This is a genomic window from Caldimicrobium thiodismutans (assembly GCF_001548275.1).
Lineage (GTDB): Bacteria > Desulfobacterota > Thermodesulfobacteria > Thermodesulfobacteriales > Thermodesulfobacteriaceae > Caldimicrobium > Caldimicrobium thiodismutans.
The window spans coordinates 914,220-936,644 of the sequence record NZ_AP014945.1; the positions used below are offsets into that span (position 1 = coordinate 914,220).

A 22,425-nucleotide genomic window follows, 5' to 3' on the forward strand; every position below is an offset into this window, starting at 1 on the left:
CCATACCCCTCAAGAACTAATTAGGCCTAAAAGATAAAAGAAAATAATGGCTAAAACAAAGATCTGGATATACTTAATAAGGTTTCCATCAAAGATACGGGCCTTTTTTTGGGAAAAGATATAAATACTTTCTGGAAGAGAGCGATTTAGACTAAAAAGAAGCCCGTCATTAAAGGCACATAAAAGATTCCTTATGGCAACCAAAAACCTATCCACAAGAGGCTTATAAAATTCTCCTACATATTTATATTCTATGGGTTCTAAAATTCTATGCAGGCCTCTGTAAATCTGCTTCCCAAGGGTTATGTAAAACCAATCCGTATCAAGATTAATCTTTGGTTTGGGAGCAATATATGAGCGAACAGCAAAAAATACCAGTGCCACACAGGAAAAGAGAGAAATTACTCCTATGGTATGTTGATAGGTATAGGGCTCATAATGAATTGGATAGGGTAAAAACTGATAGTAAATTCCAGGGAAAATCCCAATAAGAATACATAAAAGAGAGGCAATAATCATGGCAAGATGCATATTCCAGGGAAGGGGCTTTATTTCATAAGATCCTTCTTTTCCGAAAAAGATATAATAACCCATTTTAAGGACAATGCTGAAGAAGGTTCCTATGGAGGCAAGTTCCATAAGGATATATTCAAAGGGGCGATGAATAAGGGTGGAAGCGTAAATGGTAATACCCTTTGAGACAAAACCACTGGTTAGGGGAACTCCTGAGATAGAAAGGGCACCTACAAAGAAGTAGAGCGCTATCCAGGGATTCTTCTTAGCAAAGCCACCAAGGAGATGGATTCTCTCAAGGCCAGTTGCAAAAATGACTGCACCTGCAGACATAAAAAGAAGGCCTTTATATATAATGTGGGCAAAGGCATGGGCTGAGGCCCCATTTAATGCCAAAGTGCTTCCAAGCCCTGCTCCGCACACCATAAAACCAACCTGACTGATAATATGATAGGAAAGAAGCCTTCTTGGATTATTTTCAAGGGTTGCGTAAACAACTCCATAAAAAGCCATAATGGCTCCAGCAATAGCCAATATATATTCCCCTGGAAACACCCTTACCAGTGCATAAACCGCACTCTTGGTGGTAAAGGCACTAAGAAAGACAGAACCATAAATAGTTGAATTGGGATAGGCATCAGGAAGCCAGGCATTTAAAGGTGGAACCGCAGCATTAATCACAAAGGCAAAAAGAATTAAAAAATAGGGTAAAGAATAACTTAGAGAACGGAGATTCTCTACAGTAGTTATTCCTTGGTAATACCAGAGAAATAATATTCCAAGAAGCAAAGACAAACCACTTACCGCATGAACAAGTATATATCTTATAGAGGAAAAATAGGCTTCACGGGTTCTTGCAGAAATAACAAGAAGAACAGCAAAAACTGCAAGCCCTTCCCAGAAAAGATAATAAGATAACCAATCATAGGCAAAGGCAACTCCTACAGCACAGGCCATGTAAAGAAGACCTGCACTTATCTGCAGACGATCTTCCACATGTAAGGCATACAGCAGCCCTATAAAACCAATGAGACTGAATACATAAGCAAAAAAAAGTGAAAGTTTATCAACTTTTATAAGAAATTCATAATCAAGGATTTTGAAGCCACCATAAATTCCTGGATCAAGCTGGGTAATTATAAAGAAGGTTAAAAGGGCAGTGAAAAGGGCAAGATAATTCAGACTCTTCCGATAAAAAAAGTAAATAAAAGGGCCAATCAAAAGGGCCAAAAGATTAGGAGGTATAATATCTATCATAGTCTTCCTCCTTCTTTGAAACCAGAAGCCCAACAATCTTTACCACTATAAAGAGAAAAAGCGCCCCAAGGATTCCAAAAATTCCCTCAAAAAAGGGAATTTTTTCAAAGGCAAAATGCTTTTCTTCGTGAAAATAAAATTCTCCCACCATTGAAAGCAAAAAGGCTATAACTACCACTATTAGAGCCTTGAGAAAATTAGGTTTGTCAATTTTACCCCACATAGAGCACCTCAATGAGTTTTAGAAGTTGATAGAGCACATCAATTTTTAACGCAAGAATTAGGGTTAAAAGGGCTGTTATAAAAAGGGGAATGGCACAGAAGTAATTTTCAACCACTTTTTCATAGGGAGTGTAATGGTGGATATCCTTAGGTTGATAGGGTTCTTTAAGAAGAGCCCTGAAAACAATAGGAAGAAAATAGGCCGCATTTAAAAAGGAACTTAAAAGAAACACCAAAGCCCCAAGAAAAAGACCTGCTTCAAGAGATCCAGAAATAAGGTAAAATTTACTCCAGAATCCTATAAATCCAGGAACCCCAACTATACTCAGACTGGCAAGGAAAAAGGCAGTAAAAGTAAGGGGCATCTTCCTTGCAAGACCATTCAATTGAGGAATCTCAGTGTAATGGGTTGAGACATAGACCGAGCCTGCTGAGAAAAAGAGAGTTATTTTTGAAAAGGCATGGGCAGTAATATGAAGGATACCTCCTATTACAGATAAAGGATGAAAAAGGGCTGTTCCAAAAACAATATAGGAAAGCTGGCTTACTGTTGAAAAGGCAAGCCTTGCTTTAAAGTTCTGGCGAGTTAAGGCAATGGCTGAAGCAATAAGTATGGTAGCAGCGGTAATAAAAAGAATAAATTCCTGTAATCCAAGAGCAAGGATACCCTCCTTTCCAAAGATATTTAAGAGAACCCTCACATTGGAAAAGGCTCCTGTTTTTACTACGGCAACAGCATGAAGAAGGGCTGAAACAGGAGTTGGAGCAACCATGGCAGAAGGAAGCCAGCTGTGAAGGGGCATAATAGCACACTTGTTATAGCCATAAAGAAATAAAATAAGAGCTATCTGTAAAGCAAGTTTATGCCCTGTTAACATCTCCTGAGTAAAGATTCCCTTTTCTGCGTAATCAAGGGTTCCGGAGACATAATAAGTTATTGCCATAGCTGGAATTAAGAAAAGTTTTGCAGTTCCAAGAAGGTAAATTACATATTTTCTTGCTCCCTCAAGGGACTCTTCATCTTCCTTATGTGCCACAAGGGGATAGGTGATAATAGACATAAGCTCATAAAAGAGGAAAAGGGTGAGAAGATTTCCGGAAAAGGCAACTCCCATGGTGGCTGTAAGGGAAAGGGCAAAGGCTACAAAATAACGGGTCTGCCTTATAGCATGAGTTCCTCTCATATAACCTATGGAATAAAAAGTAGTTAAAATCCAAAGAAAGGAGGCCCCAAGAGCAAAAAGGACTCCTAAGGGATCAATAAGAAGTTTTATGGAGATACCCTCATAGATTTTAAGAATTTCAATGGTATAACTTTTCTTTTCAAGAACAATGGGGACAAGGGCAAGCACAAATAAAAATTTCAAAATCCCTGCAATAACAGAGACTGCCTCTCTATGATTAGGTCTTTTTTCTCCAAAATAAATGATTAAGGGAACTGCAAGGGCTGAAACAAGAATGGCTCCAATAGGAAAAAAAACCTCACTCTTCATCCTTTTCCCCTAATAGCGTTAATTTTTCCATAGAGAGAGTCTTTGTAAGCCGATAATAATTGACCACAAGAATTAAACCTATGGCAAAAGAACCTGCTGCAATGGCAAGGGTTAAAAGAACAATCATTTTTCCCTTTGGATCTCCGAAATAATGACTTGCTGTAACAAAAAGAAGGTTTATTCCATTAAATACTACTTCAAGGGCAAGAATGGCAACAAGTAAATTTCTTTTGAGAATAAATAACCCTATTCCAAGAAAAATAAGAAGTCCTGAAATTACATAAAAGGGATATTCTGAGGCAAAGACTCTAAGAATCTCCACTTTCTTCCTCCTTTTTAAAAAAGACATAAAGGGCAACCATGGGAAAACTTAAAATAAAGGCAAGAAGAAAAATCGCCATCCAATACTCATTAAAGAGAAGAACACTCATTTCCTTCAAATCAAAATAAATTTTGAGAGGAGAATAACTTTCTGGAATTCCCTTTACCAGAACCAAAAAGAGCAAACAAATAAAAATAGCTATGGGCAAAAAGGAAGTGTATTTTATCCTTTTAAAATCCCCTTTAAGGTCTTTTAATTCCTCTTCAGGGAAAAGAAAGAGAGTAAAAAGAAACATAACAAGAATTGCCCCTGCATAAACTATCACCTGAATAGCTGCCAGAAATTCAGCATTGAGATAAAGATAAAGAACTCCATGAAGAACCATAAGAACAAGGATACACAAAAACTGATACACAAGATGTCTGAAAAAAAAGGTAAAAAAAGTAAAAATAAAGAAAAGACCTGTTAAGATTAAAAGAGCAATTCCTCTTTCTATCATCTTAGCATACCCCACTTAAGTATGGCTATCCAGATAAAATTTATCAGGGAAAGAGGTATTAAAACTTTCCAGCTCATATTCATAAGCTGGTCAAATCGATATCTGGGAAAAGTAGCCCTAACCCATATATAAAGGAAAATAATGAAATAGACCTTTACAATCAGAATAAGTATTGGCGGGATACCCTTTAAAAAGGGAAGAAGCCCTGTTAACCAGAAAGGAAGGGTCCACCCACCCAAATAACAAAGACTTATTAAAAGGGCCATAACATACATAGAGATGTATTCCCCAAGAAAAAAGATTCCCATTCTAAAACCCGAATATTCTGTGATATATCCAGCAACAAGCTCACTTTCTGCCTCAGGAAGATCAAAGGGGGCTCTATTGGTTTCAGCAAAAGCACAAATTAGAAACACTATAAAACCGAGAAGCTGGGGAATAGCATTCATTCCAAAAAGGGAACTGGCCTGAGATGCTACAATGTCCTGAAGTTTAAAAGATTCTGCATAGAGAATAACCCCTGCAAGACTTAAACCCAGAGGTATTTCATAACTTAAAATCTGGGCTGCAGATCGTAAGCCTCCAAGAAGGGAATATCTTGAACCTGAGGAGTATCCTGCAAGGATTATTCCATAAGTCCCAAGGCCAGCAAAGGCAAGAATTACAAGCACACCTAAATTTACATCCGCAATATAAAAGGAAGGATGAAAGGGAATAACACTTAAATTGGTAATGGCAAAAATAAGAACCAAAAGGGGAGCCACCTGAAAGATAACTCTATGTGCTTCCCGAGGAATAATATCTTCTTTAAAGAGAAGTTTCACAAGATCCGCTATGGGCTGCAAAAGTCCATAGGGACCTACTTCCGTAGGTCCAAGACGAGCCTGCATCCTACCTATTATCTTTCTCTCAGCATAAACAGTGTAAGCTGCATGAAGCAAGACTATCCCTAAGACTACTGCGATCTTCACCAGAGTGATCAAAAGGGTCCAAAAAAGCCCCTCATTTAATCCCATATTCCTCTAACCTCTTCTTCAATTCTTTAAGCTTTATAAAATCTTCAGGTTTTTCTTCTGGCTCAAGGGGATAGTCCTTTCTAAGGGGATGCCCTTTCCAGTTCTCTGGAAGAAGTATTCTTTTAAGATTGGGATGCCCCTTAAAGATAATTCCAAAAAGATCAAAAACTTCCCTTTCAAGAAAATTTGCCCCTGGAAATAAATCTGTAATACTTTCAAGGGAGAGATCCTCTTCAGGAACCTGAACCCTCAATCTTAAGGCTATACGCTCATTTAGATTGTAAAGCTCATAAACCACTTCAAAACGGGGATTTTTTCTAAGATTGATATAATCAACAGCAGTTAGGGTTTGCAAGTGATTAAAACCTTTATCTTTCAGGAATCTTATAAGATCCTTGAGAATCTCCCTGGATCTAATAATTAAATAGGTTTGACCTCTAAATTCTCCCCTTTCCCAGAGGGCTTCTCTAAAGGTTTCTTCAATTTCTTTAAGAATTTCTGAAAGTTTATCTTTCATAAGCCTTTCTGCCAGTCAAGAAGCCCTTTCTTTAAATCATAAAAGAAGCCAGCAAAAATAATAATCAAAAAAAGAAGCATAATTGAGAAACCAGAAAAACTTAGCTCCGAAAAACCATAACACCAGGCATAAAGCAAACCCACTTCTACATCAAAAACTGCAAAAAGAATGGCTATAGGAAAGTATCTAATGGTTATTCTCTGCCAGGGAAGACCAGTTGGCTCATTTCCACATTCATAGGGAATAAGCTTGAGAGAATAATAAAATTTAGGTCTTACAAGGGCTCCAAAAATAAGTCCACCCATACCAAAAATAAAAGCAACAATTAGCATAACCAAAATAGGGAGATAACCTGAGGGAATAAAGTAATCCGGCCTTTCCATTTCTTAATCCCTCACCTTTATCAGAATTCCTTCTCTTTTTGGAGCAGGTTTTAAAATCTCAGGTATTCCTTTAAGGTTCCAGAATTTATTGGTATATACCTTTTCAGGATATTTCTCTATAAATTCATCCCAGTTTTTAAGAAGCCTTTCTTTATCAAAGATAAGCCCTGCTCTATCCCTTGAAGAATATTCAAACCATTCGGTTAAAACTATAGCTCCAACAGGACAAACCTCTTCACAATACCCACAATAAATGCATCTTAAAGCATGGAGATTATATTCAAGCATTTTTCTTGCCCCAGTCTCAGGGTCTACTTCATACCTCACCTCAATACATCTTGAAGGGCATACCTGAACACACTTCAAACAGGCCACACATCTTGCAGTTCCTGTTTCAGGATCCCTCACCAAAGCATGTCTTCCTCTAAAGGAGGGATATACCGTTACTCTTTCTCTTGGATACTGAACAGTTACAGGTTTTTTAAAAAAGGTCTTAAGGGTAATTAAAAGCCCACCAAGGAGATCTTTAAAGATAAGATATTTAGGATCCCTTCTCATCTATCGCACTCTCCCATAACAATATCAAGAGTTCCTATTATAGTTACCAAATCAGCAAGAAAATGATCTTGAGTTAATTTTTTTAGAGCAGAAATGTGAATAAAAGATGGGGCTCTTATGTGAAGTCTATATGGTCTTCCTGATCCATCACTCACAAGATAAAAGCCAAGCTCCCCCTTTGCCCCTTCAACAGCAGAGTAAAGTTCTCCTTTGGGAACAATTTCACCTCCCTCATTCAAAAAGGCAATAAGGGTGCTTTCTCCCAAGGCTTCTGCTTTAAAAGCCCTCTTGTAAAGGGGCATATCAAGATCAGGGGAAAGTTCTGCACAAACAGGTCCTTCCGGCATCTTTTCAATACACTGTTTGATAATTTTTAAAGATTGCCTCATCTCTTGAAGCCTCACCCAGTATCTATCATAGGTATCTCCATTTTTACCCACAGGAATTTCAAATTCCACCTCGGGATAGGCATCATAGGGAAAATGCTTTCTTATATCATAGGGGATGCCAGAACCTCTAAGGGAGGGGCCGGTCAAACCATAAGCCAAAGCCTCATCCCCTGAAATAACACCCACTCCTTTGGTTCTATCAAGCCAGATTCTATTTTCCGAGAGAAGCCCTTCATATTCCTCAATCTTTGAATACATATAAGGAATAAAGTTATAAATTTCCTCAAGCACTGATTCCTCCACATCCAGTCTAACTCCACCAATTCTTGGATAGCTAACTGTAAGCCTTGCTCCGCAGATTTTTTCAAAGAAATTGAGAGTCATCTCCCTTTCACGGAAACAATAAAGAAAAACAGTCATAGCTCCGATATCTAAAGCATGGGTTGCAAGCCAAAGAAGATGGCTGGCAATTCTTGCAAGTTCACAAACCATGGTGCGCAGATATTTTCCCCGTGGTGGAGGCTCAATTCCGAGAAGTCTTTCTACTGCAAGGGCATATCCCGTATTATTGTTCATGGCAGAGATATAATCTAATCTGTCTGTAAGAGGTAAAACCTGGGCATAATTCAGATTTTCAGCAAGTTTCTCAAGACCCCGATGAAGAAAACCTACAACTGGTTCAAGATCAACGATCTTTTCTCCTTCAAGAACAAGCCTTAATTTCAGCACCCCGTGTGTTGAAGGGTGCTGAGGCCCCATTTGAATTTCAAAGGGAGAGAAAAAGGGATCTTCAACAGAATAGGTAAGCTCTTTATAAGCTGAGTTCTTTTCTCGCATAAGGGCCCCAGGTTCTTTTCTCCTCGCGAAGCATTTTTCTCAATTCAAGAAGGCCTTCAATCAGGGCTTCAGGCCTTGGTGGGCATCCAGGCACATAAATATCTACAGGAACTATCTCATCAACTCCCTGAACGGTAGAATAAGTTCTAAATACTCCTCCTGAACAGGCACAGCTTCCCATGGCAACCACCCATCTGGGATGACTCATCTGGTCATACACCCTTCTTAAAATGGGAGCCATCTTATAGGTGACAGTTCCAGCAACAATTAAGCAATCGGACTGTCGGGGAGAGGCTCTAAAGATTATTCCAAACCTGTCAAGATCATTTCGTGCAGCACCAGAGGCCATCATCTCAATAGCACAACAGGCAAGCCCAAAGGTAACAGGCCAGAGAGACCCTGCCCTTGCCCAGTTTATTAAGTCATCAAGTTTACCAAGAAAAAGCTCCATAATTTTCTCCTTGATTTCTTCTACCAGAGAAGGGCTTTTAGATTTTCTACAATTTTTTGAGCATATTGCTCCCTTGTCTTTCTTGTAGCTTCCTCGGGAAGAACAAAGGAAAGACAAGAAGTTGTGCATCCCTCAACACAGGCAGGCTTCTCGCCTCTATCAAGGCGATGCATACAGAGATGACACTTAAAAACCTTTCCTGTTTCAGGATTCCACTGGGGAATCCCCCAGGGACAGGCCTTCATACAGGACTTACACCCAATACAAAGCTCATCCCTCACATAGACAATTCCATCTTTTTCCCTTCTTGTCATTGCTCCTGTTGGGCAAGCCCTCACACAAAAGGCATCCTCACAGTGAAAACAATTCATATAAACAAAATAAATTCTTGGAATCCCATTTACATCCTTTGGTCCAACAGGTAGAATATCACAAAACCTTGGACCAATTGGCAAATTATTCTCAACCTTACAATGAACCACACAGGCAAGGCAACCAATACATTTTCTTTGGTTCTGAGTTATCACATATTCGCTCATCTTTACCCTCCAGGCTAAATTTTATTAATTTTCACAAAGGTTTCAAAAAGAGGACAATTTCCACCTACAGTAACTTTAAGCTTCTCTTTCATCAGACGCACATCACTTGCACCCCTTCCAAAAGACCGGGTTCTAACTGGAACAGGATCTCCAAAGCCATGCAGCATAAAAGCCACCTCAGGATGAACATAAGGTGAAACCCTAACTCTTATCTTTTCAGAGACTCCATTTGAAGAGACCTCAACGAGATCCCCATCTTTCACTCCAAATTTTTTGGAAGCCTCAGGATGAATGTAAAGGTGATTTTCTGGATAAATTTCATTTAGATAAGGATTATTACTTGTGGTTCTTCCTTGGGTATGAAGGGCCACCTTTCCACTAACAAGCCTGAGCATACCCTCTGGAGGTGACTCTGGCCTTTCATAAGGAGCAAGAGAGGGAACTCCTGCCTTTTCCAAAAACTCCGAATAGGCCTCAATTTTACCTGAAGGGGTATTGAATTTAAGATTATTTCTGTCATACCAGATGGGATCCTTGGTTAAATCAATGATCCCTTTTTTACTAAAATCTTCAAAGGTAAAGCCTGTTCCTTCAAGCTGCCAGTTAACCATTTCAATTTCATCTTTCCAAGGAAAATATTCACCCTTACCAAGTCTTTCTGCCAGAGCTTTAAAAATTTGAAATCTACTTTTTGCGTCAAATCTGGGTTCAATTACCTTCTGTCTTAAAGCAAGCTGTGGTTTTAGCCCCTTTCTAACCAAAATATTATCTGTTCTCTCAAGATAGGTAGCCTCTGGTAAGATCACATCGGCATACCAGGCAGTCCAGCTCCAGTTCACATCAATGGCAACCACTAAATCAAGTTTATCAAAGGCCTTAATCCAGACCTCAGGATCTGGCATAGAGGCAAGGGGATCGTGCCTCATAGCAATATAGGCCTTTACTGGATAGGGCTCACCAGTTTCAATTACTTCTGGTAAAACCTGAAGCATCCCCCACTGAGCCCTTATCCATGGATACTTGATTCCTGCTCCATCACAGCGCTCTTCAGTAACCTTAGGGGCAATAGAAGTTGGTTGTTTGATTTTAACTCCTGCATCTCCTGCTCCCTTAGAAATTACAATTCCACCCTTGGCCTCATAACTTCCCATAAGGGCATTGAGAATATATATAGCCCTTCTAAAATGGAAATCCTGAGAATTCCATGCGGTCATCCATCCTGGATGAAAAATCACTGAAGGCTTAGCATCAGCTGCCTCATAAGCAATCTTTCTTATCTCCTCAGCTGGAATTCCAGTCTCCTTTTCAGCCCATTCAGGAGTATAAGGCTGAATGAAGCTTCTCAAGTAGTCAAGACCAACTACATATTTATTTACAAAATCTGCATCATAAAGATGCTGATTCAAAATAACATTTATTAAAGCTAAAGCCAAGGCATAATCCGTTCCAGGATTAATAATAAAAAACTTATAAGCCTTTGATGCAGTATAGTTCCAGCGCACATCAATATAAACCATCTTTCCGCCTGAATTTATCATCTCTATAACATTTCTTGCCTCTCCTGTAATCAGACTTTCAAGGAGATTTCTTCCAAAGACAACCATATATTTACAGTTTTTATAATCATATCCCACGGTGTTTCTGGCATGCCCTGCCACACTCATATGGGCATTATGCACAGAGTTGGAACAGGTAGCATGATGGGTAAAATAGTTAGGAGATCCTATAGATCTAAGAAAGAGTTTTTGAAGCTCTGTATGAGGCCCTCCTCTATCACTTAAAGCAATAGCCTTAGCTCCATAATTTTCTATAATAGTTTTTAATTTATCTGCAATAAAATCCAAGGCCTCATCCCAAGAGACCCTTCTCCATTTACCAGAACCTCTTTCTCCATCCCTTATCATAGGATACTGAGGTCTTTCATTGTCGTATTCAAAGGCAACTCCTGCTGCACCTCTGGGACAAAGACTTTTTGCCCCGAATACATGGGGATTTCCCCAGATGTGTTTTATAACTCCCCCCTCAACTTCAACCATTATGGGGCATCTCCCCGTGCACATGCAACAAAGACTATAAACCACTTTCTTTTCAGTCATAAAAAAACCTCCTTCTTTTTTATTTCACAATTAAAACTGGCCTGTCAGTTTTGCTGACTACATCTTCAGCTACACTTCCAAAAATTATTTTTTGCATGCCCTTTAACCCTCTATTTCCCATAACAATAAAATCGAGATCCTTTTGTTTGGCTATTTCAAGAATTAACTGGGAAGGGCTTCCTCTATACAAAAGAGATTCTGAAGAAACCCCCTCTTTGAGGGTAAACTTTTTAGCTTCATCTAAGACCTTTTTAGCTTTATCTTCTCCAAATTTATCAGTGATAACAGAGAGAAGATAAAGAGTTAATTCCAGTTTCTTAGAAAACTTAGTGGCAAATTCTAAAGCTTTGAGAGAGACCTCTGAACCATCTACTGCACAGAGAATACCTTGTCCTCTAATTTCACTTGTCCGGGGACATATTAATACGGGACATTTCACCTTGGGTATAACTCCAAGAGTTGCACTTCCTATGAAATGTTTAGCAAGACCTCGTATACCCCTTCGACCCATTACAATTAAATCTGCCTGAATCTTCTCAGCTGATTCTGCAATGCCAGCTTCAATGCTTTCACTCATAGGAAATAAACCCTCAACAGATATTCCTTCCTTAGAAGCCTGCTCTTTCAATCTATCTAAAATAGCTCTTGCCTTACTTAGCATAGTCTCAGTATCTCTTGGAACCATGGTGAAATGTTCAGGATTATAGTAAATTACATGACACACATAAAAAGTCTTGACTCCACATTTCTTACTTAAATACAAAGCTATCCTCTCTGCCCCACTTGAATATTCTGATCCATCTGTTGACACCAAAATTTTGCATAGAGTAAGTTCTCCCATTCTTCTTCCTCCTCCTGCAATTTAAAAAATTTATCTCAAAAGACATGCCAAAAAAAGGAATAGACCTACATCTCAGATTTTCTTATATTTTGGAAACTTCTAAGATTTCTTTTAATCCCTATTGTGCCTTTTGGCACACCTAAGTGTTCCATTTGGAACAGTTTTTTTCTCAGATTTTTAAAAATTCTTTGATTTATTCGGGCATAATTTTTGCTTACTTTATAGTGAGCCTTAAATTTTAAGCAGGAGGTGAAGATATGAGTAAGGGTTTTAAGTGGTTTCTTTGGGTTTTTGTTCCCCTTTTACTTGTAGTAGCCAGTTATTCCTGGCTTTTGAGTGAGGAGAAAAAGGCTTCTGAAGGTGCAAAGGCCTCTGCTGTGACAGAGGCCCCTCAAGCTCCTTCTCAAGAGCCGCAGAAGGTTGAAATTGCTCTTGACAAACAGACCTACCGGGGAGGAGACACCATTAAGATTACTGGAAAGATTCCAGCTGGAATGAAGGTAAACTTCATTGAAATTTCCGCTGTTGAGAAAAAAGTTCAGGTATCTCGCTTAGACCGAAAGGACTATAAATTCTATCTTTCAAAAGAAATTCCAGCTTTTTATCATATTTTGATCAGAGAAGATTATGTTGCAAAGATTGACAAGAACGGGACGGTGGAAGAAAAACCTGTAAAAGAGGTTTATACCAAATGGAAACAGGAAAAAAAATGGAGAATTGGTGAATTTATGAAGGAAAGCAATGCGGATATGGCTTTTATTACACCTCCTAAAATAGTATCTGAAATCAAAGTTTGGAAGTCAACAGTTACCAAAGCCATTATTGGATCAAGAGGAGAGCCTCTTCCTCCTCTTACAGACAAAAAGGACATTAAAAAGGAATCTGCCCGTCTTCTTCAGACCAGAATGAAAGATTTAAGCAATCTCTTTAGTTTAGCTAAGATTGAGACTAAAGAGGATGGCACCTTTGAGGCTACTTTTAAGCTTCCTGATAATGCCCCTCCAGGTGCTTATTCAGTAATTGCAGTAGTTAACAAAGAGGTAAAGAGTGATCCAGCAAAATTTACTTGTGAGGTTAGTTTCCCCAAGGTTTACTTTCCTGTAGCTGGGACTTCAACCAATGTTTTTGGTCCCCTTATTCTTTCCCTTGCTATCTGCACCTTTGGTGTAATTATGGGAGCAGGGGGTGGATTTATCTTGAATCCCCTTTTGATCCTTATCTATCATATACCCCATGGAGTGGTAGCAGGTTCTGTTATGCCTACAGTTCTTTTTAGCCAAGCTACAGGTATTTATAATTACAGCAAAATTGGGTTTATTAACTGGAAACTGGGAATTACAGTAGGTATTTTTATGGCCCTCGGTGGATTCTTTGGACCACTTTTAAACCAGTTTGTTACTGTTGATGAATATAAATTTGTTTTTGGAATAGTTCTTCTCATCCTTGCAGCCCTTATGTTATGGCAGACAACTCCTGGTTACATTGAAAAGTCAAAGAAAGAAAAGGCCATTCTTGAAGAATTTAAGAAAAAGGCAGCTGCAGCCAAGGCTGGAAAAGAACAAAAATAAGGAGGTGAGATCATGAAAATAGATTTCTGGGGTCAAGAGTTTAAGGCAAATATGGTGGTGGGTGCCATTGGTGGCTTTATTATAGCAGTGGCCTCAAGTTTAGGTGGTTTTGGTGGTGGTCCCTTTGTAGTTCCTCTTATGACTGTTATTATGGGTCTTCCTATTTATGTGGTTGTTGGAAGCTCCCTTCTTGCCATCTTTTTCAACACTCTTATGGCCTCATCAAGATACTACTTTTTTGGACAAACGGATGTGCTCCTTTTTATTATTATGGCCATTGGTGCAGTTTCTGCGGGTTTCATCGGTCCGAGAATTGCTAAAAGACTTAGTCCCATCTGGGTAAAAAGAGTAGCTGTGGTTGGTTGTGGTTATCTTGGTTTAAAACTTCTTGGCATACTTCCATAAAACTCTCAATCCCCTACTCCCCCTCCCTACATTAATACCCCTCCCCTACCCCCTCCAGGGGAGGGGTTTCTTTATTTTAAGACTGTAATGCCTCATTTATTTTTCTAAATAAAATCATTTTTACCCCCTCTTTTTACTGTCAATTTTTCCTGGGAATAATTAATTTTTTTAAATTTACGCTTTCAAGCATTTTCTGATATCTCCTTATATCTCTGTAAAGCTCCTTTACTTTTCCACCCCCTTTTTCCTTTAAAATAAGCTTTGCCAAGGGACTTAAGGTCTACCTTTCGTGAATTTAAGAAGAGTGAGATATACAGTTTTTTCATAAAGTTTTAAGAAAGAGGTCCTAAATTGAATTTGAAAAATTTTTTATCCGAGGTAACGATAAAATTTCGAATAGATTTTTAATGAGGCAATTCGTTACCTTGTTATTTATAGGACTTGTGTTATAAATAGAAACTATGTTTGAGGGCACAACTGTCATAGCCGTGAAAAGAAACGGAAGGGTTGCTCTGGCTGGTGATGGTCAGGTTACCTTTGGAAATACTATTTTAAAGCATAAGGCCCGTAAGATCAGGCGCCTTTATAAAGGTCTGGTTCTTGTTGGATTTGCAGGGGCAACAGCTGATGCCCTGACCCTCTTTGAAAAATTAGAAAAAAAATTAGAGACCTATTCAGGACAGCTTTTAAGATCTGCTGTTGAGTTGGCTAAAGACTGGAGAACTGATAAAATCTTGCGGCGCCTTGAGGCCTTTCTCATTGCTGCTGACAAGGATAATATCCTCTTGATTTCCGGGGCAGGAGATGTGGTTGAGCCTGACGAAGAAGTTGTAGCCATTGGTTCCGGAGCTCCCATGGCTTTAGCAGCTGCCAAAGCCCTCCTCCGCTATACAGATCTCTCAGCCAGAGAGATTGCAGAAAAGGCTTTAAAAATTGCTGGAGAAATATGTATTTACACTAATTCTGAAATTACCGTGGAGGAGCTCTAAGTGATTAAACAAGAATCAGAACTTACGCCTCGGGAGATAGTGGCTGAACTTGATCGTTATATTGTTGGCCAGAATAGGGCCAAAAGATCTGTTGCTATTGCTTTACGAAATCGCTGGAGACGAAGACATCTTAAAGGGCCTCTTAAAGAGGAGGTCTATCCCAAAAATATTCTAATGATTGGGCCAACAGGTGTAGGGAAAACTGAAATTGCCAGAAGGTTAGCTCGCCTTGCCAAAGCCCCCTTTATCAAGGTTGAGGCCACAAAATTTACTGAAGTGGGTTATGTAGGGCGAGATGTAGAGTCCATGATCCGAGATCTTACCTATGTAGCAGTTCAGATGGTAAAAGAGGAAGAGGAAAAAAAGGTGCTTGCCCGGGCAAGGGAACTTGCTGAAGAAAGACTTGTGGAATATCTTCTTCCTCAGACCTCTCCCAAGGTTAGTTATGATAGTCAAACCAAGGAAAAGTTACTTAGGATGTTGAAAGATGGGGCCTTAAACGAAAGGGAAGTTGAAATTGATATTGAGCTCAGAGAAAAGCAACCCAGTATTGAGATCCTTGCAGCTTCAGGGCTTGAAGAGGTGGAGATGCAACTCAGAGAGATGCTTTCAACCTTTATGCCCTTACGGAGTAAAAAGAGACGGGTGAAAGTTAAAGAAGCCCTTGAAATACTTACTAAAGATGAGGCCTCCAAGCTGATAGATATGGATAAGGTAATAAAAGAGGCCATAGAGCGCACAGAGACAAGTGGTATTATTTTTATTGATGAAATAGACAAGGTTGCCAGCCGGGGAGAGGGAGCCGGGCCTGATGTATCCAGAGAAGGGGTTCAGAGAGACCTTCTCCCTATTGTTGAAGGGACAACTGTAAATACCCGCTATGGCATGGTGCGCACAGATTATATTCTTTTTATCGCCAGTGGAGCCTTTCACATTGCCAAACCCTCAGACTTAATTCCTGAACTTCAGGGAAGGTTTCCTATTCGGGTTGAGCTTGATCCCCTAACCAAAGAGGATTTCATTCGTATTTTGACTATTCCTGAAAATGCCATACTTAAGCAATATCAAGCCTTGCTGGCAACAGAAGGGGTTGAGCTTGAATTTTCTCAAGAGGCTATAGAGGAGATGGCAGGTATTGCCTTTGAGATCAATCAGAAAATGGAAAATATAGGTGCCAGAAGGCTTTACACAGTTATTGAAAAAGTTCTTGAGGATATCTCCTTTGAAGCCCCTGATATTGCTCCAGCTAAAATTGTTATCACTCCAGAGTTTGTGAGAGAAAAATTAGGGGAGATCATGGAAAAAGAGGAACTAATGAAGTTCGTCCTCTAAAAAATGTCTTCTACCCGAGTCCTTTTCTTTACAGGCATTATTGGAAATGTCCTTGAGTGGTATGATTTTATTATTTATGGTTATTTTGCCTCGCAATTTGCTAAGCTTTTTTTCCCGGTTTCAGATCCTGCAGTCTCCTTAATCTTAAGTTTTTCAGCCTTTGCCATAGGTTTTTTTGCCAGACCTCTTGGGGCGCTTTTTATTGGATATCTTGGGGATAGATGGGGTAGAAAGCCTGCCCTTTTAATGTCCATAGTTCTTATGGCCATTCCATCCTTTCTTATGATCTTCCTCCCCACCTATGAGACTCTGGGGATACTGGCTCCCCTTTTTTTAACTCTTTTAAGGATACTGCAAGGATTTTCAGCTGGTGGGGAATATACTACCTCCATAACCTTTCTGCTTGAACACAGCTCACCCACTAAAAGGGCTCTTTGGAGCAGTGTGAATCTTTTTGGGGCTATCCTTGGGATTCTTCTTGGTTCTCTTGTGGCAACCTTACTACATCACTTTTTATCTCAAGAAATCCTTGAGGCTTATGGCTGGAGATTGGCCTATTTACCCACTCTTTTTCTGGCTTACATTGGCTATATTATCAGAAGACACACCTATGAAACCCCTGCCTTTGTAAAAGAGACCTTCTCTCCCTTAAAGGGATTTCCATTATTTTATGCTTTGAAGAGGTATCCCCGTTCCTTTTTTCTAACCCTGTTTCTCTCCATGGTGCAGGGAGTTGCCTTCTATATCCTCTTTGTTTATTTTCCCACCTACTTTGCCCGTTATTTTGGAATTGCTCAGGATAGGGCCCTTTTTTCAAACACCTTAGCTATGATCTTACTAAATATTCTAATTTTGCCCTGTGCTTATCTTTCAGACCTTTATGGCCGAAGGCCCTTTTTTCTCCTTTCCCTTTTTCTTTATGCTGCAATCAGTGCTTTGCTTAATTATTATTTAATTCCCAAGGGATATACCTTTATGCTTCTTTCTCACCTTGCCCTTGCTTTTATCTCTGGATTTTTCATGAGTATTCTTCCCGTTACACTTGCTGAGCTCTTTCCTGTAAAAATTAGAAGCACTTCCTTTGCCTTCCTCTATAATTTTTCCTTAGCTCTTTTTGGAGGAACAGCCCCTATGGTTTGCACCTATTTTATTGAAAAGACGGGATTTTTGACCTTTCCGGGATTTTATCTTTCTGGAATTACTGCTCTTGTCTTTTTGATTACCTTCTTTTTTCTACCAGAGACTCATCCCCTTAAATCCAAGGGTTCAGCCCAGAGGTCATAGGCCCCACTTTTTAGAATTTTTACCTTTACCAAATTTCCAGGTAAAAGATTATTGATGCCCCTTTTAAGAAAGGTAAGGCCGTCAATTTCTGGGGCCTGTAGTGTAGAAAGGCCAAAAAGCCGACCTTTAATATCCTCTCCAAGAATTAAAACCTCATCTCTTTGACCAACCCTTAAGTTTAAACGCTTTTTTGTTATTTCTTTCTGAACCTTTAAGACCTCTTTTACCCGTCTTTTTTTCTCTTTTGAAGGAACCTGTTCAGGAAGAGCCTCAGCAGGTGTCCCTTCTTCAGGATAAAAGGGAAAAACCCCTAAGTAATCAAATTGGGCCTCTTTAAGAAAGGTGATAAGATTGAGGAAGTGCTTTTCTTTCTCTCCCGGGAAGCCAACTATAATGCTTGTCCGAAGGGTTGCCATAGAATTGAAAGAGCGCACCTTTTCTATTATTTTCAAGATTCTTTCAGGGGTATACCCCCGATGCATCTTTTTCAAAATCTCGGAATCAGCATGCTGAATAGGAATCTCAAAATAGGGCACAACCTTTGGGATTTCAAAAATAGCCTCAATAAGCTCATCACTCAGATGAAGAAGATGAAGATAGAGAAGTCTTATTCGAAAATGAAAAGGAAGAGAAGAGATTTTTTTAAGGAGCTTGATAAGAAGATTAGATTCCTTAAGATCCCTACCATATAAGGTTATATCCTGACCCACAATGATAAGCTCCCTTACCCCTTTTTTCAGGAGATTTTCTGCCTCTTTGAGAACCAACTCCAAGGGTTTACTTCTAAAGGGGCCTCTTATTTTGGGAATAGTGCAATAACTACAACGATGACTACATCCCTCTGAGATCTTTAAGTAGCTATAAAAGGGGCTTTCTGAAAGCACTTTATCAGAAGGCTCTTCTTTAGCAAAATAGCGAAAGGGCTCGATACCATAGAATTCATCAACCTCAGGTAAAAGTTTTTTCAGGTCCTCAATAGCATATCTGGCAGGAAGGCATCCTGAAACAATGAGTTTTTGGTGGGGGGTTTTAAGCTCTCCCAATTCAAAGATATGTTCAAGGGCTTCATTTACAGCTGGCTGGATAAAGGCACAGGTATTCACCCAGAAAAGATCTGCCTCCCCGGGATCAAGGGTAAACTCATAACCCTTCTGGTTTAAAAGAAAAAGCAGTTTTTCAAAATCACTCTTATTTTTCGGGCAACCAAGACTTACAGGATAAACCTTTTTAGAGGTTTTTGATCTGACTAACTTCATTCTTTTCATTTAGATAAAGGAGTCTTGTTTTGAAATAGGGAAGCTCATTATCTGCCACCCAGGCATAGGCAACAATGATGATGCGGTCTCCAGTTTCACCAAGTCTTGCAGCTGCCCCATTTAGTATAACCTCTCCCTTTTCACCCTCAAGGAGATAGGTCTCAAAGCGCGCTCCATTATTGAGATTATAAATCCAGACTGCTTCAAAAGGCAAAAGCCCCGCCTTTTCCATAATCTCCCTATCTAAGGTGAGACTTCCCTCATAATAGAGATTTTTATCCGTAATTACAGCCTGATGAATTTTAGCTTTCAAAAGTTTTCTATACATAAAGCCTCCTCATGCAATTTTTGTTTATAATATAAGCATGTCCCCTTTGCAAAAAAATCTCTTCTATCCACATCCAAAGACTCTTTTTTTTGAAATCCAGTTTTAGATTTATAGCTGAAATAGGGGATATTAAAAAGTTTGGAGAGCCTGCTAAAAAGATTATCAAATATGCATGGCTTGATCCTGTGATTAAAAGTTCTGGCAAATAGAAAAATAAAAGAATTAATAATTCCAGGGTGATTTGCCACGGCTAACCTTTTTACCTTATCCTATTTTCTAATAGTTGCCTTCTAAATTTTAATAACTCTATTATCAATAAGCCTTGTCTTTCCAACAAAGACAGCAATAGCTATTAGCACCGATCTCTCAATCACTGAAACAGGCTTTAAAGTCTCTGGATCCGCTATCTCCACATACTGAACCCTGTTGTGAGGAAACTTCTCTATATAATCCTTTACAAGCTCTCTTACTTTTTCAGGGTTTTTCTCTCCTCCCAGTATGAGTCTTTCTGCAAGCTTTAAGGAATGATAGAGAGAAAGGGCTGACCTTCTCTCCTCTTCAGAAAGATAGGTGTTTCTTGAACTCATCGCTAAACCATCTTCTTCTCTGACTGTAGGGTGAGAGAGAATTTCTATCTCCAGGTTAAGGTCTCTAACCATTTGCTGGATCACCTTTAACTGCTGATAGTCCTTTTCACCAAAGACTGCCAGATGGGGTTTTACAATATTAAAAAGTTTTAGCACAATGGTTGTGACTCCTTTAAAATGTCCTGGCCTAAAGGCCCCACACAGTCTATCAGTTAAATCTGTGACCTCAACATAGGTTTTAAAATCAGAAGGATACATATCTTCTGCTGAAGGGACAAAGACTATATCCACACCTTCCTTTTCAAGAAGGGTTAAATCTCTTTCAAGATCCCGAGGATAGACTTTAAAATCTTCAGAGGGGCCAAATTGAAGGGGATTTACAAAGATACTTACTACTACCTTATCTGCTCTACTGCGTGCCAATCTTACCAAACTTAAATGACCCTCGTGAAGATAGCCCATAGTGGGGACAAAACCAATAATTTTATCCTCTTTACGAAGGTTTGTGCTTATCCTCTGCATCTCTTCAATTTTTTTTATTATTTCCATTGGGAAAGAGGCTCTCCTTGAAAGGGTTCTAAAAGAGAATTTATATTTCCTATAAAAATATCCTTCAAGGTCTTTTCCAATTGAGGATTTAAGGCTCCATCGGGTTCGGAATAGGCTTTAGCATTAAGTCTTCCCTTAATCCATTCTTCCCAGAGTAAAAGTTTTTTCCCTCTATAGGTTTCAATAATCTTAAAATACCAGAAGGTAGAGGGATTTACTTTCAAATATAATGCACCTTCCCAAAAATCCAAAGGTCTAACTCTAAGGGGATAGGCTAATTTTTTAAGAATTTCAAAGAGTGCTTTCTGAGAATGAATTATATAGACAGAATCTCCGGTCTTTATATACCTTAGGATGTAATCCAGATCAGCATTATTGAGGGCTATACAACCTTGTGTCCAGTGGTAATTCAGTTCCCCCTTTTCTTTTTTAAAGGCCCCGCCTCCGTGAATACCAATATTGTTTCCGAGAAGGTTTTCCCTTTGGGGATAATTTTTTTGTAAATATCTTTCAATAAATTCAAGTTTGACCTCTCCACGAAAATAAGCCAAGGACAAATCATTAAAATTAGGATAGTTGAGTTCTAAAAAGTAATAATATTGAGTTGAGGGTCTAATGGTTGTGACTTTATATGCCCCTTCAGGAGTCAAAAAATCCCCTTTTTTGCTCTTAAAAAGAGGACTCTTTAAGCCATAGCCAATTTTGGCTTCAAAAATAATATTTCCCTGATTAAAGAGATAAAGGGTATAGGTAGCTTTATCCACAAGGATGTATCTTTCCTGGGCATAAAGAAAAGAGATGAAAATAAAACCTGAGAAAATTACCAGGAAAAATCCAGAAAACCAGGACTTCACACTATAATTTTATTCAAAGTTCTCTTTTATTCAAGAGAAATGTATGCGTCCATACCTTTTGAGACTCTATAGAATTTCTATGTGTTTGCCTGTTATGTGTGTTTTAAACCCCTACACAGGGCATACACGCAAGGGCCTCCGCACTTATTACTTCTCACCTCTTACTTCTTTCCTCTTTTTTCTTTCCACTCTTCTTTTTTCTTGGAAGAATCAGAACCTATGCAAAAAAAATATTTCCCTCTTTTAACATTACTTTAACATTACTTTAAAACTCTTTTAATCTTTAGGGGCTATCTTTAAAATAAATTAAAAGAGGAGGTGGCGATATGAGGAAGGTTTTAGTTAGTAAGAAAGTGTTGGCCTTAGTTGCTGGGTTATCTCTTTTTGGAGGTGTTTCCAAGGGATTTTCCTCTCAGGTTATCAAAATTGATGGGTCCTCTACGGTTTATCCCATTACAGAGGGTGTGGCTGAAGAATTTCAGAAGGCTAAAAAGGGTGCTGTAAAGGTAACAGTGGGAATTTCCGGAACCGGAGGTGGCTTTAAAAAATTCTGCAGAGGGGAAACAGATATTAGTGATGCCTCAAGGCCCATCCTTAAAAAGGAAATGGAAGAATGCAAAAAGAATGGAATCAGTTACATTGAGCTTCCTGTCGCCTATGATGGGCTTTCTGTTGTGGTCAATCCAAAAAATAACTGGGCAACCTGTATGACTGTGGAGCAATTAAAGGAGGTCTGGAAGCCCGAGTCTCAGGGTAAGACTTTTTATTGGTCTGATTTAGATTCCAATTGGCCAAAGGAGCCTATAAAGCTTTGTGGTCCTGGTTCTGACTCTGGAACCTTTGATTATTTTACCGAGGCTATTGTTGGAAAGGCTAAGTCTCAAAGAGGGGACTATCTTGCTTCAGAAGATGACAATGTCCTTGTTCAATTTGCCCAGAGGGAAAAGGGGGCTCTCTGCTATTTTGGGCTTGCCTATGTTGAGGAAAATAAGGGTAAGATAAAGGCAATAGCTATCAAAAATCCCAAAACTGGAAAGTGCGTTTTACCAAGTCTTTCAACAGTGAAATCTGGCGAATATCAACCCCTTTCAAGGCCCCTTTTTATCTATGTCAATGCCAAATCCCTTGAAAGACCTGAGGTTAAAGAATTTGTAGAGTTTTATCTTAATAATGCAGCCAAAATTTCTAAGCAAGTAGGATATATCCCCCTTCCTGACAAGGCTTATGAACTTGCTAAAAAACGTTTCCAGAAAAGGGAGCTTGGAACAGTCTTTGGAGGTGAGCCTGAAGTAGGTTTAACAGTTGAAGAACTCTTAAAGAGAGAAGCCAAGCATTAATAT

The 22,425-nt window shown here is 39.1% G+C and carries 23 protein-coding genes and 1 pseudogene; 6 read left to right on the forward strand and 18 right to left on the reverse strand.

Features of this window, described 5'->3' with window-relative positions; all coding sequences use genetic code 11:
• Positions 1-9: 9 nt before the first annotated feature.
• The 14 genes from THC_RS04520 to THC_RS04585 are packed head-to-tail and all read right to left on the reverse strand — an operon-like array spanning position 10 to position 11,933.
• Entirely contained in the window at positions 10-1,770 is a 1,761-nt protein-coding gene (locus THC_RS04520; RefSeq protein ID WP_068513958.1) for a Na(+)/H(+) antiporter subunit D, read from the reverse strand.
• On the reverse strand, positions 1,748-1,993 hold the full coding sequence (locus THC_RS04525) for a hypothetical protein (RefSeq protein ID WP_068513961.1): 246 nt from the start codon (positions 1,991-1,993) through the stop codon (positions 1,748-1,750). Before THC_RS04525 ends, THC_RS04520 begins: the two co-directional genes overlap by 23 nt.
• The gene (locus tag THC_RS04530) at positions 1,983-3,485 is read right to left on the reverse strand and encodes a monovalent cation/H+ antiporter subunit D family protein (protein ID WP_068513964.1); all 1,503 of its coding nucleotides are present in this window, start codon (positions 3,483-3,485) and stop codon (positions 1,983-1,985) included. The genes THC_RS04525 and THC_RS04530 overlap by 11 nt, the downstream gene beginning before the upstream one ends.
• Positions 3,475-3,807 carry an NADH-quinone oxidoreductase subunit NuoK gene (nuoK, locus tag THC_RS04535; RefSeq protein ID WP_068513967.1) on the reverse strand — a complete coding sequence of 111 codons (333 nt, stop codon included), beginning with the start codon at positions 3,805-3,807 and terminating at the stop codon, positions 3,475-3,477. Before nuoK ends, THC_RS04530 begins: the two co-directional genes overlap by 11 nt.
• Positions 3,794-4,306 (reverse strand): NADH-quinone oxidoreductase subunit J family protein, encoded by a 513-nt coding sequence (locus THC_RS04540; protein WP_068513970.1) that lies wholly within the window; start codon positions 4,304-4,306, stop codon positions 3,794-3,796. Before THC_RS04540 ends, nuoK begins: the two co-directional genes overlap by 14 nt.
• Positions 4,303-5,322, reverse strand: a complete 1,020-nt coding sequence (nuoH, locus tag THC_RS04545; RefSeq protein ID WP_068513975.1) for an NADH-quinone oxidoreductase subunit NuoH — start codon at positions 5,320-5,322, stop codon at positions 4,303-4,305. Before nuoH ends, THC_RS04540 begins: the two co-directional genes overlap by 4 nt.
• Positions 5,309-5,839, reverse strand: coding sequence for an NADH-quinone oxidoreductase subunit C (locus THC_RS04550; protein WP_068513977.1), 531 nt, complete (start codon positions 5,837-5,839; stop codon positions 5,309-5,311). Before THC_RS04550 ends, nuoH begins: the two co-directional genes overlap by 14 nt.
• Positions 5,836-6,222 (reverse strand): NADH-quinone oxidoreductase subunit A, encoded by a 387-nt coding sequence (locus THC_RS04555; RefSeq protein ID WP_068513981.1) that lies wholly within the window; start codon positions 6,220-6,222, stop codon positions 5,836-5,838. The genes THC_RS04550 and THC_RS04555 overlap by 4 nt, the downstream gene beginning before the upstream one ends.
• A 3-nt stretch (positions 6,223-6,225) precedes the next feature.
• The gene (gene nuoI / locus THC_RS04560; RefSeq protein WP_068513983.1) at positions 6,226-6,780 is read right to left on the reverse strand and encodes an NADH-quinone oxidoreductase subunit NuoI; all 555 of its coding nucleotides are present in this window, start codon (positions 6,778-6,780) and stop codon (positions 6,226-6,228) included.
• Positions 6,777-8,006 carry an NADH-quinone oxidoreductase subunit D gene (locus tag THC_RS04565; protein ID WP_082706286.1) on the reverse strand — a complete coding sequence of 410 codons (1,230 nt, stop codon included), beginning with the start codon at positions 8,004-8,006 and terminating at the stop codon, positions 6,777-6,779. The genes nuoI and THC_RS04565 overlap by 4 nt, the downstream gene beginning before the upstream one ends.
• Positions 7,981-8,457, reverse strand: coding sequence for an NADH-quinone oxidoreductase subunit B (locus THC_RS04570; RefSeq protein ID WP_068513986.1), 477 nt, complete (start codon positions 8,455-8,457; stop codon positions 7,981-7,983). The genes THC_RS04565 and THC_RS04570 overlap by 26 nt, the downstream gene beginning before the upstream one ends.
• 20 nt (positions 8,458-8,477) lie before the next feature.
• The gene (locus tag THC_RS04575) at positions 8,478-8,996 is read right to left on the reverse strand and encodes a 4Fe-4S dicluster domain-containing protein (RefSeq protein ID WP_068513989.1); all 519 of its coding nucleotides are present in this window, start codon (positions 8,994-8,996) and stop codon (positions 8,478-8,480) included.
• A 14-nt stretch (positions 8,997-9,010) separates the two neighbouring features.
• On the reverse strand, positions 9,011-11,092 hold the full coding sequence (locus THC_RS04580; protein WP_068513992.1) for a molybdopterin-containing oxidoreductase family protein: 2,082 nt from the start codon (positions 11,090-11,092) through the stop codon (positions 9,011-9,013).
• Positions 11,093-11,111: 19 nt separating this feature from the next.
• Complete coding sequence (locus THC_RS04585; protein WP_068513995.1) at positions 11,112-11,933, reverse strand: universal stress protein; 822 nt, start codon at positions 11,931-11,933, stop codon at positions 11,112-11,114.
• Positions 11,934-12,682: 749 nt separating this feature from the next.
• On the opposite strand from THC_RS04585, the pseudogene THC_RS09595 reads away from it, so the two are divergent.
• From THC_RS09595 to THC_RS04610, 4 genes and pseudogenes are all read left to right on the forward strand, one after another.
• Positions 12,683-13,906 (forward strand): annotated as a pseudogene (locus tag THC_RS09595) (TSUP family transporter).
• 461 nt (positions 13,907-14,367) lie between these two features.
• Complete coding sequence (gene hslV, locus THC_RS04600; RefSeq protein WP_068514006.1) at positions 14,368-14,895, forward strand: ATP-dependent protease subunit HslV; 528 nt, start codon at positions 14,368-14,370, stop codon at positions 14,893-14,895.
• A gap of 3 nt (positions 14,896-14,898) precedes the next feature.
• Positions 14,899-16,227: an ATP-dependent protease ATPase subunit HslU gene (gene hslU / locus THC_RS04605; protein ID WP_082706439.1), complete on the forward strand. Its 1,329-nt coding sequence runs from the start codon at positions 14,899-14,901 to the stop codon at positions 16,225-16,227.
• Between the two features lie 3 nt (positions 16,228-16,230).
• On the forward strand, positions 16,231-17,511 hold the full coding sequence (locus THC_RS04610) for an MFS transporter (protein WP_068514012.1): 1,281 nt from the start codon (positions 16,231-16,233) through the stop codon (positions 17,509-17,511).
• Here the strand turns inward: THC_RS04610 and THC_RS04615 are convergent.
• Both THC_RS04615 and panD read right to left on the reverse strand, forming a co-directional pair.
• Positions 17,472-18,767: a MiaB/RimO family radical SAM methylthiotransferase gene (locus tag THC_RS04615; RefSeq protein WP_167344321.1), complete on the reverse strand. Its 1,296-nt coding sequence runs from the start codon at positions 18,765-18,767 to the stop codon at positions 17,472-17,474. The genes THC_RS04610 and THC_RS04615 overlap by 40 nt on opposite strands.
• The gene (gene panD, locus THC_RS04620; protein WP_068514018.1) at positions 18,739-19,095 is read right to left on the reverse strand and encodes an aspartate 1-decarboxylase; all 357 of its coding nucleotides are present in this window, start codon (positions 19,093-19,095) and stop codon (positions 18,739-18,741) included. The genes THC_RS04615 and panD overlap by 29 nt, the downstream gene beginning before the upstream one ends.
• A gap of 89 nt (positions 19,096-19,184) precedes the next feature.
• On the opposite strand from panD, the gene THC_RS09325 reads away from it, so the two are divergent.
• Positions 19,185-19,304: a transposase gene (locus tag THC_RS09325; RefSeq protein WP_167344322.1), complete on the forward strand. Its 120-nt coding sequence runs from the start codon at positions 19,185-19,187 to the stop codon at positions 19,302-19,304.
• 81 nt (positions 19,305-19,385) lie between these two features.
• Here the strand turns inward: THC_RS09325 and panC are convergent, their stop codons facing one another.
• Both panC and THC_RS04635 read right to left on the reverse strand, forming a co-directional pair.
• Entirely contained in the window at positions 19,386-20,231 is an 846-nt protein-coding gene (panC, locus tag THC_RS04630) for a pantoate--beta-alanine ligase (protein WP_068514021.1), read from the reverse strand.
• Positions 20,222-21,085, reverse strand: coding sequence for a L,D-transpeptidase family protein (locus THC_RS04635; RefSeq protein WP_068514025.1), 864 nt, complete (start codon positions 21,083-21,085; stop codon positions 20,222-20,224). The genes panC and THC_RS04635 overlap by 10 nt, the downstream gene beginning before the upstream one ends.
• A 326-nt stretch (positions 21,086-21,411) precedes the next feature.
• On the opposite strand from THC_RS04635, the gene THC_RS04640 reads away from it, so the two are divergent.
• Complete coding sequence (locus THC_RS04640; protein WP_068514028.1) at positions 21,412-22,422, forward strand: PstS family phosphate ABC transporter substrate-binding protein; 1,011 nt, start codon at positions 21,412-21,414, stop codon at positions 22,420-22,422.
• Positions 22,423-22,425: the final 3 nt, after the last annotated feature.

Coding starts and splice junctions, on each gene's coding strand:
- THC_RS04520 (WP_068513958.1), bottom strand. CDS start 1,770: ATGATAGATATTATACCTCCTAATCTTTTGGCCCTTTTGATTGGCCCT.
- THC_RS04525 (WP_068513961.1), bottom strand. CDS start 1,993: ATGTGGGGTAAAATTGACAAACCTAATTTTCTCAAGGCTCTAATAGTG.
- THC_RS04530 (WP_068513964.1), bottom strand. CDS start 3,485: ATGAAGAGTGAGGTTTTTTTTCCTATTGGAGCCATTCTTGTTTCAGCC.
- THC_RS04540 (WP_068513970.1), bottom strand. CDS start 4,306: ATGATAGAAAGAGGAATTGCTCTTTTAATCTTAACAGGTCTTTTCTTT.
- nuoH (WP_068513975.1), bottom strand. CDS start 5,322: ATGGGATTAAATGAGGGGCTTTTTTGGACCCTTTTGATCACTCTGGTG.
- THC_RS04550 (WP_068513977.1), bottom strand. CDS start 5,839: ATGAAAGATAAACTTTCAGAAATTCTTAAAGAAATTGAAGAAACCTTT.
- THC_RS04555 (WP_068513981.1), bottom strand. CDS start 6,222: ATGGAAAGGCCGGATTACTTTATTCCCTCAGGTTATCTCCCTATTTTG.
- nuoI (WP_068513983.1), bottom strand. CDS start 6,780: ATGAGAAGGGATCCTAAATATCTTATCTTTAAAGATCTCCTTGGTGGG.
- THC_RS04565 (WP_082706286.1), bottom strand. CDS start 8,006: ATGCGAGAAAAGAACTCAGCTTATAAAGAGCTTACCTATTCTGTTGAA.
- THC_RS04570 (WP_068513986.1), bottom strand. CDS start 8,457: ATGGAGCTTTTTCTTGGTAAACTTGATGACTTAATAAACTGGGCAAGG.
- THC_RS04575 (WP_068513989.1), bottom strand. CDS start 8,996: ATGAGCGAATATGTGATAACTCAGAACCAAAGAAAATGTATTGGTTGC.
- THC_RS04580 (WP_068513992.1), bottom strand. CDS start 11,092: ATGACTGAAAAGAAAGTGGTTTATAGTCTTTGTTGCATGTGCACGGGG.
- THC_RS04585 (WP_068513995.1), bottom strand. CDS start 11,933: ATGGGAGAACTTACTCTATGCAAAATTTTGGTGTCAACAGATGGATCA.
- hslV (WP_068514006.1), top strand. CDS start 14,368: ATGTTTGAGGGCACAACTGTCATAGCCGTGAAAAGAAACGGAAGGGTT.
- THC_RS04610 (WP_068514012.1), top strand. CDS start 16,231: ATGTCTTCTACCCGAGTCCTTTTCTTTACAGGCATTATTGGAAATGTC.
- THC_RS04615 (WP_167344321.1), bottom strand. CDS start 18,767: ATGAAGTTAGTCAGATCAAAAACCTCTAAAAAGGTTTATCCTGTAAGT.
- panD (WP_068514018.1), bottom strand. CDS start 19,095: ATGTATAGAAAACTTTTGAAAGCTAAAATTCATCAGGCTGTAATTACG.
- panC (WP_068514021.1), bottom strand. CDS start 20,231: ATGGAAATAATAAAAAAAATTGAAGAGATGCAGAGGATAAGCACAAAC.
- THC_RS04640 (WP_068514028.1), top strand. CDS start 21,412: ATGAGGAAGGTTTTAGTTAGTAAGAAAGTGTTGGCCTTAGTTGCTGGG.